Raw genomic sequence first — 7,456 nt, 5'->3', positions numbered from 1 at the left:
CGTGAAATCACCGCCCACCATCCCGTGAAATCACTGCCCACGATGCTCCGAAATCCGCGCCCACGATGGCGTGAAATACGCAGGCTTGTCTCCGCGCGGCCCGCCATGCCTCAAGGATGGGCAAAATGATCCGCGCGAGCTCGTCATAGTCCTCCAGCAGCACCCGAGCGTTGCTTTCAAACGCGCCGCCTTTTCCAGCGGGAATGATCAAGCCGAAGGTCTTCATCAGCCCTCGGATTTGGTTGGAGAGTTCAGTCGTCACCCGGACCAGCCTGAGCCGGGCGGCCACAAGCGTACGGGTCAGCATGCTGTCGTAACCCTTCACCCGCACCTCGCGGAAGAAGCCCACTTCAGCCAGGTGGGCCAGGCCGTCCGCATCGTTGGCGTCCGTCTTGTTCGCCGCCATGTCGAGCGCGGCCTTGGCATGCCGGGCATCAATGCAAATTGCCGGCAGGCCTTCGGCGGTCAGGGCATGGAACAACCAAACCGAGAGCGGGCCCGTCTCGAACACCACCCGCTTGGCGTGCGGCGCCCGCTTGCGGATCACCTCAGCCAGCAGGCGAGGATCCGACGCGCACTTGCCGCGCCAGACCCGCCCACCATCACGCCGCACAGAAATCGCCGTCTCTTTCAACGAGACGTCGAGACCAATATACTCATCCATGGTTGTTCTCCGTTCGATGCATGGGCCCGGCTTCCAGTCGTGAGCCCGCACTTCCATCCTATCGGGGAACAACCACCCTCTCTCATCGTGACCGGCAGAGTTGGGCGTATCGCTCCTGCGATTACCCCATGTAACGGGTTGGCCGGCTCCCCTGGCCTCTTGAGGCGAGGCGGTCATCCCGCAGAATGATGGTGTCATCAACCGCGGCAGCAGGACTTTGGGCCTGCGCCAAACATCATCGAGAGACGACCATGAAGCCATGAAGCACTATGCCGGGATCGACGTGTCTTTGGAATTCTCCAGCGTTTGCGTTGTCGACGCGGAGGGGCGGATCATTCGTGAGGCCAAGGTGTTGAGCGAGCCCGAGGCGCTGATCGGCTGGTTCGCGGCAAATGGCGCGCCGACAGAGCGGATCGGACTGAAAGCTGGACCTTTGTCGCAGTGGCTCCATGCGGCTATGGCGAAGGCGGGGCTTGCGGTGGAATTGTTGGAGACGCGGCACGTGCGCTCCGCCTTCAAGACCATGCCGGTGAAGACCAACAAGAAGGACGCCCGCGGAATTGCCCAACTGATGCGGTTAGGCTGGTTCCGGCCGGTGCATTGCAAGTCCCTGCCGGCTCAGGAAGTGCGCGCGGTCCTGACGGCGCGCAAACTCCTGCAAGGAAAGCTTCATGACGTAGAGATGAGCATCCGCGGTATTTTGCGCGGCTTCGGGCTGAAGGTCGGTGCCACAACGCCGCGGACCTATGCAGCACGATTGCAGACCCTGGTGTCCGGCCATCCCACCCTGGACGCGATCGCTCAAGACCGTATGTCCGCTGAGCCGAGGTGGCTCGCCATACACTGCGTCTTCGAGGGTTGCTCGGAGTGGCCGAGCCGATCCTCACCGCAGGAGGACGAGCCGTGGAGCATTGTAGTAGCGGTGTAGTCATCCGCGAACGAGGAAGGTCTGCGCGAGCACCTGGTCGGTGCTGGGCGGCGAGGGCTTTCCTGTTGAGCAAGCCAGTCGGCGAAGACGCTCACCGCTTCGGAAGCACTGCCGAAGGGCCCCTTGGGCCGGTGCCGCGGCCCATGCCAAAACCAACCCCAATGACCGCCAAAGGCGTCTTCATTGTGTAGCGTCGATTCGGTGACTTTAATTTCCAGCTCTCCAGCAGCATGAGCATGGCCACGCTCCCGGCTTTTCGGCAGCAAGGGTCCGACTACGCGACTCTATATTCCGCGCCGGCACGTGCCGCGGCGCGTCCCCTCGCGCGGGGCGGAGGCTGAGCGAGGCGTGAGCCATCGTGGCGCCGGGGCGTTGATAATAGTTGATAGCGGTCGTATATTTCGCGGCGACGGAGGAGTGTCATGATCAGCGCCGACCTTGGCCTTCAACTCGAGAGTTTCGTCAGCCGTCTCGTGGAGACTGGCCGATACAACTCCAAGAGCGAAGTGCTCCGCGAGGGCGTTCGCCTGGTGCAGGAGCGAGAAGCCCGGCTTGCGGCCCTCGATGGTTCCATCGCACGGGGATTGGCCGACGCTGATGCGGGTCGGACCAAGCCGGCGGACAGGGTCTTCGATCGCCTGGAAGCCAAGTATCGCGCCATGGCGCAGCCGAAGGAATGATCGTCGAACTCTCGGACCCGGCGGAGATCGATTTAGAAGCGATCGGCGACGCAATCGCAGCTGACAGCCCCCGTCGGGCCCTGAGCTTCGTGCTTGAACTTCGGGAAAAGTGTCTCGAACTCGGCGATCTGCCGGAGCGGTATCCTCTGGTGCCCCGCTACGAAGCCCGCGGGGTCCGGCGGCGCGTGCACGGCCGCTACCTCATTTTCTACCGCGTGGAGACGGACAGAGTGGTGGTGATCCATGTCCTGGCCGGCGCGATGGATTACGAGCCGATCCTGTTTCCCGATTGACGCAGCTGGATCAGCGGGACAGATTTGACACCGGCGCGCAGAAAACGCGCGAGGTCATTGAAATATTTCGCATAATTCCCATTAGGGGCGTCGACAGACAGACAGACAGACAGACATCGCGTGTAGCCGCCGGTTAGTAATGTCGCCCCTGTCCCCTAAGGCGCTATCGCGGCTTGAAGTTCTGCCCGATCAGACGAGCGTCCGACTGACGGTCTCTGCGGTCGCCGAGGTGGCGCGGCCGCTCCACTACTGCCTCTTGCCCGTTGGCGGCGCCCTGCTCATTCCATTCTTTGTGTTCGACGCGAAAGGCGCCAACACCGGGACCAGCGTCGCCATGGACGTGCTCTTCATTCTCCTTCGCCTTGGCGCGGCGGGATACGCGAGCACTACAGCAGCTGGATCGCCGCATCGTTTAGGCAAGAGCTCGCCTCTGAATCAGCGTGGGGCCGTGGCCCGTTGGCATGTGCTAGGCGGCGTCCTCGCGGGCAGCGATCGGTTCACCGCCGACGTTGAAACGCGTCGCCGACACGAAATGGACCCGATTGTCCGCTACGTTGGCGCCGACACACGCGATGGAGGTGGCATGTGATAGGCTGCATCGTCCCCGACTCATCGGCTTTGGGAGCTTGCCGCGCCAAGGCCGCTCACCCAACTACGAGACCCCTCACCGGAGTCGGAGGACGCGCCGTGAAAGATCAGCGCCCTTGCCAAGAATTCCGTTCATGGAGAGAGTTCGTGCAGGATTCGCTGACGAGGCGGGTGCTCGTCGCGGACCGAATCGACCCCCAGGCGTTCGCGACGTTCCTTTGCGCCGCCGCAGAAAGGCATGTTGCCGGGCGGCGTCGCGAGGACCGGCGCCCCGGCTTTGATGTGCACGCAGTCATGGCCGGGCGGCGCTGACGCGCCGAGCTCGGAAGCACGGAGCGTAGCACGGGAGGGCTTGGCCGCGTGGGGGCGGACCTCAGCCTGGCAGGCCTGCCGAGGGCGCGGCGCTTCAGTTCCAGCTGAAGCGCCGCACTGCGATCAGGCCAGTGCGCCAGACGTCCTTGTGGCGCAGGATCGGGCTGTCGGCGGAATCGCCCAGCAGGCGCTCGTAATTGGCAAAGGCGCCCACGCCGTACCGCTCGCCGATCGGCGCCATGAGCAGCGCGGCGACGCCGGCGTTCTGCAGACCGCCATCGGGGCGGTACGTCGGCAGGCCGCTGGCGGCGGCTTCCGACGTCGATATCCCATAGTAGGCGCGGACAGCGTTCTTGTCGCCAGCGCGCGCATAGCCGATCGTCTGGAGGAGCCCAATCGGCGTGAGGGTCTGCCGGCCCACGGAGGCATAGATCTGGGCTCCGTCGCTGATGTTTGACACGTCTCGGGTCGCGCGCGCTCCGACGACCACGTTCCAAGGCAGCCGCTTGAAGGCGTAGACGGCGGCGTCGGCGCCGAAGTCCGGCCGCTTCAGATCGAGGCCTTCCGGCTTGCCGCTGCCGTACCGCGGGCGAAGTTGGACGCCGATCCGCAGATCATCGGCCTTGACAAGGTTATAGCCCACGCCGTCGAGGCCGTTCGCGTAGATCCGATCCTTGTAGTTCAGGCTGCCCCAGGGCGTCAGGCGGGTCTTGCGGGCCCCGCCGCCGTTAGCGCTGAATCCGTAGACAGGCCCGCCGCCCAGGTCGAGCGTCCAGCGCTTCTGGGGCAGCACCTCTTCGTAGGGCGCGGTCTGCGCCATCGCCGCGGCCGGCGCCAGCAGTGAGATCACCATGGCGATCGCGGCTCGCATGATCATGGCCGTCTCTTCTCCAGCTCGCCCGGGCCTCGAGGACCGGGCCGGCGCAAGGGGGTCTCCAGCATGAATGCGCCCCGCCATGACGGCGGGGCGCAGGTCAGGGAGGAGACGCCTGGGGGGGGAGAGTGAGGCGCGGCCCTCGTCCTGAATGCACGGTGAAGTTGGGCTCCCCTCCGCGCAGAAGCGATCTTAGTCAATAGGACGAAGGTGTCCAGTTGAAGCATCGTATCGTCGCCTTCCGTAGTCGGACATCCCGCCGCATTATGCCGCCGCCCTCGGTTGCTTTCGACGCCTCCGCGGCCGTCGATCCGGTCGCGGAAACCGGACTATTATGTACGGATCGACGCTGAGGTCTTACTGTGAGGGGCGTCGGCGGAGGTCGAATGGGGCAGGAAACGGGGACGATGGCCGAAGTCGTTTTGGAGACGCCGCTGCAGGAGATTGGGCGCGCGGCGGAACAAGTCCTCGGGCGCCCCGTCACCGTCTCGACGGACACCGAAATCGCCCGTGACCTCTCTGTCGACTCGATCGGCTTGATGAACATCGTCATGGCGCTTGAGGACAGGTTCGATATCTCTATCCCGCTGGACCGCATGGCCGAGGTCGAGACGGCCGGGCAGCTGGCGGACTTGATCGAAGAGCTGCGGGTTAGATTCAAGGTCTGAACGCCTATGCCCACCGAGACCCAGCCCGGCCTCTTCAACCCGCTGACCTGATCCGCCGGAGGTGACCATGTATCGCTCGATTGTCCTGGCCTATGACGGATCCAGGGAAAGTCAGCTCGCCCTGCGCGAGGGCGCGATCCTGGCCCGGCGACTGGGAGCCGATGTTCAACTGCTCTCCGTCGTGAACGAAGGTGCGGGCGTGATGATCGCCGAGAGCGTCTATCCCGGGTCGGTGCAGGCGATGGAACAGACCTATCGCGATATTCTCGACGAGGGCGCCGAGCGGCTGAGGGCCCTGGGCTGCTCTTGCACGGCCGAGCTCGTGGTTGGCGAACCTCCGGCGACGATCGCCGCCTACGCCCGAAGGGTCGGCGCCGACCTGGTCGTCGTCGGTCATCGCCCGCGCGGCATGATGCAGCGGTGGTGGAACGGCAGCACCGGCGCCTATCTTCTCGACCATCTCGACTGCAGCCTGCTCATGGCCAGGCGCGATATGGACCATGCGGATATGGAAGCGGCCATCTGAGCTGCGCCGTGGATTCCCGATGCGCCCCCTGCGGCGGCCTGAGGGGCGGGGTCAGCGGTGTTGAGGCCGGGGTGAAAGGCCCTGGATCAGCATGTAGAGCGCGCGGTCGGCGCCGGCGGGCACGCCGCTGGCGGGCGTGTCGAGCGCTCCTCCGGCGACCATCTGGGCAATCATGTGGACATCGGCGATATCGAAGTCCGCTCGTACCAGGCCCGCGGCCTTGGCCCGCGCCAAGGGTCCGGCGTTCAGCGCTTCGACCCGTCCACGCAGGCGATCGATCCAGGCGGTATCCCGCCCCTCTTCACGGACCGCGTGGCTCAAGGCCCTTGTGGCCAAAGCAAGGTTCGCCAGTTCACGGAGGGATATGAAAAAGGCGTCGGTTCGCTCGCCGATGAGTTCGATCCGCTTGGCGAGACCGTCGATGTGCGCTTCGATCACGGCGATCGCCAGCGCGGTGCGGTCGGGAAAGTTCCGGTAGAGGGTGCCGCGCCCGACCGCGGCGGCGGCGATCTTCTCCAGCGGAACGTGATAGCCCTCTCTTTCGAAGATCTCAGCCGCCGCGCAAACGAGGCGCTCACGCCGTTCGCGTGCGTCTCTTCGCAATTACTCCCCCGGTTTTGGTGAGACCCGTGGCGACGAGCATAACGAAGGATTGCGAAGAGGAAACGCCTCCCTGAAAAAGGCCAGCGGCGGACGCGGCTGCGGCCGCCCGCGGACAAGGACATCACTCCGGTCCCGCTTCACCGCGCCCGAGGGTCACGATAGGCCTCATCAGGTGGTGCGGCCTGGGCGGCCTGTCTCCGTCTGGCGGCCTCGCGCAACCTCAATCGCACCTCGCAACCGAGCTGGCGGCCGCTGCGGACCCGCGCACGCCGCGCGGTCTGGCGATCAGCCCGCTCACCGCCTCGGCGTCAGGTCTCCGCGACGGTCGCCAGGGACCCGCGACCTTAAAGGAACGCGCAGCGATCGGGACTCCGTGAGCACCGCCAAGGCCGCGGCGCACCTATCGCGCAGGGCATCGGACGGCGGATTGTCCCGCAGCCAAGCGCCCAAGGCGACGATGACCTCGCGGTCGGCTGCGGGCCAGTCGTCCGCCGCTGCAAGGCCGGCCTGGAGCGCGCGCGCATGGCGATGCGGATCGGGCGCACTGGCGAAGGTGCGCAGCCGCCGCTTCGCCCCGGCGATGGCTTCGTCGGATTCGCCCCGGCGATGGCTTCGTCGGAACTGACCCACATTGACGGCCCTCCGGCAAAAACATCGCTGCGATAGCGGCGCGCGACAAGCTCAAAACGCCCGCGACGCCTGCGATGGGCCCCGCGATTCCTGGCCGAGCTCAAGGATTCCGCTGTCGCCACGATTCTCGACGTCGGCTCGAAACAGGTTTAGCAGCATGAAGAAGGGCGCTGCAAAAAGCCGCCGAATTCACTTTAGCCCCGAACGGGGTGAACTTCAGCCCGACTGACGCGCCTCTCGATGCCTCGCGCCCTGCCGGCGTGCTCCGAGAACATCACAGCTGAACCTTTCGCGGCGGCTCGCAGTCCGCCGCCCTCGCCGCACTTCGCCTGTAGGCCGCGCATCTTGCTAGTCTATGAGAATAGGCGGCAAGGCGGCGAATTCGAGGCCGATCAGGTGGCTCACAGCTAACCGCCTCCGGCTTGGGCCACGAAGGACCCGCCAAAACTGCAACCAAGCTTCGCCGCAATCGTTGCATCACGAGTTCGTCGCGGTGCGACTCGGTCTTTCAAACCATCCATAGGTTCAAGTGGCACGATGCGCAGGGCTTCAAGATCGGTCATTCTCTCAATCTTGCTGAGCACCGTCACGGCGATATCCAGTCCAGCAGTCGCGCAGTCGCAGCCAGCGCCCCCCGGGCCCAAGGCTGAGAAGGGGAAGACCGCGCAACGCCCCCTCACGTCTTCGGAA

7 protein-coding genes and 3 pseudogenes are annotated in these 7,456 nt (G+C 65.1%); 5 read left to right on the top strand and 5 right to left on the bottom strand.

The window, feature by feature from the left end; translation table 11 throughout:
• Positions 1 to 82: 82 nt before the first annotated feature.
• Positions 83 to 664, bottom strand: a pseudogene (locus tag A2790_RS12795) (transposase); the annotation flags it as partial.
• A gap of 256 nt (positions 665 to 920) precedes the next feature.
• Between A2790_RS12795 and A2790_RS12790 the strand changes: the two are divergent.
• The 3 genes and pseudogenes from A2790_RS12790 to A2790_RS12780 all read left to right on the top strand — a co-directional run.
• Positions 921 to 1,469 (top strand): annotated as a pseudogene (locus A2790_RS12790) (transposase); the annotation flags it as partial.
• A gap of 545 nt (positions 1,470 to 2,014) precedes the next feature.
• A complete protein-coding gene (locus A2790_RS12785) occupies positions 2,015 to 2,272 on the top strand; it encodes a type II toxin-antitoxin system ParD family antitoxin (RefSeq protein ID WP_293392144.1) in 258 nt (85 codons plus the stop codon).
• Positions 2,269 to 2,565, top strand: coding sequence for a type II toxin-antitoxin system RelE/ParE family toxin (locus A2790_RS12780; RefSeq protein ID WP_293392141.1), 297 nt, complete (start codon positions 2,269 to 2,271; stop codon positions 2,563 to 2,565). Before A2790_RS12785 ends, A2790_RS12780 begins: the two co-directional genes overlap by 4 nt.
• Before the next feature lie 994 nt (positions 2,566 to 3,559).
• Here the strand turns inward: A2790_RS12780 and A2790_RS12775 are convergent.
• Complete coding sequence (locus A2790_RS12775) at positions 3,560 to 4,342, bottom strand: MipA/OmpV family protein (RefSeq protein ID WP_293392138.1); 783 nt, start codon at positions 4,340 to 4,342, stop codon at positions 3,560 to 3,562.
• A 404-nt stretch (positions 4,343 to 4,746) separates the two neighbouring features.
• Here A2790_RS12775 and A2790_RS12770 point away from each other — a divergent pair, with 404 nt between their 5' ends.
• Positions 4,747 to 5,007 (top strand): acyl carrier protein, encoded by a 261-nt coding sequence (locus A2790_RS12770; protein ID WP_293392135.1) that lies wholly within the window; start codon positions 4,747 to 4,749, stop codon positions 5,005 to 5,007.
• 67 nt (positions 5,008 to 5,074) lie between these two features.
• A complete protein-coding gene (locus A2790_RS12765; protein ID WP_293392132.1) occupies positions 5,075 to 5,533 on the top strand; it encodes a universal stress protein in 459 nt (152 codons plus the stop codon).
• Between the two features lie 51 nt (positions 5,534 to 5,584).
• Here the strand turns inward: A2790_RS12765 and A2790_RS12760 are convergent, their stop codons facing one another.
• The 3 genes and pseudogenes from A2790_RS12760 to A2790_RS12755 form a co-directional block, all read right to left on the bottom strand.
• Positions 5,585 to 5,971 (bottom strand): hypothetical protein, encoded by a 387-nt coding sequence (locus A2790_RS12760; protein WP_293392129.1) that lies wholly within the window; start codon positions 5,969 to 5,971, stop codon positions 5,585 to 5,587.
• Between the two features lie 9 nt (positions 5,972 to 5,980).
• Positions 5,981 to 6,136 (bottom strand): annotated as a pseudogene (locus tag A2790_RS24450) (TetR family transcriptional regulator); the annotation flags it as partial.
• Between the two features lie 1,037 nt (positions 6,137 to 7,173).
• Entirely contained in the window at positions 7,174 to 7,356 is a 183-nt protein-coding gene (locus A2790_RS12755; RefSeq protein ID WP_293392126.1) for a hypothetical protein, read from the bottom strand.
• Between the last annotated feature and the right edge of the window lie 100 nt (positions 7,357 to 7,456).

Origin of the sequence: Phenylobacterium sp. RIFCSPHIGHO2_01_FULL_69_31, from assembly GCF_001824475.1 — a bacterium.
Classification (GTDB): Bacteria; Pseudomonadota; Alphaproteobacteria; order Caulobacterales; family Caulobacteraceae; genus Phenylobacterium.
This window is presented reverse-complemented; position numbering and strand designations above follow the sequence as displayed.

Coding starts and splice junctions, on each gene's coding strand:
- A2790_RS12785 (WP_293392144.1), top strand. CDS start 2,015: ATGATCAGCGCCGACCTTGGCCTTCAACTCGAGAGTTTCGTCAGCCGT.
- A2790_RS12780 (WP_293392141.1), top strand. CDS start 2,269: ATGATCGTCGAACTCTCGGACCCGGCGGAGATCGATTTAGAAGCGATC.
- A2790_RS12775 (WP_293392138.1), bottom strand. CDS start 4,342: ATGATCATGCGAGCCGCGATCGCCATGGTGATCTCACTGCTGGCGCCG.
- A2790_RS12770 (WP_293392135.1), top strand. CDS start 4,747: ATGGCCGAAGTCGTTTTGGAGACGCCGCTGCAGGAGATTGGGCGCGCG.
- A2790_RS12765 (WP_293392132.1), top strand. CDS start 5,075: ATGTATCGCTCGATTGTCCTGGCCTATGACGGATCCAGGGAAAGTCAG.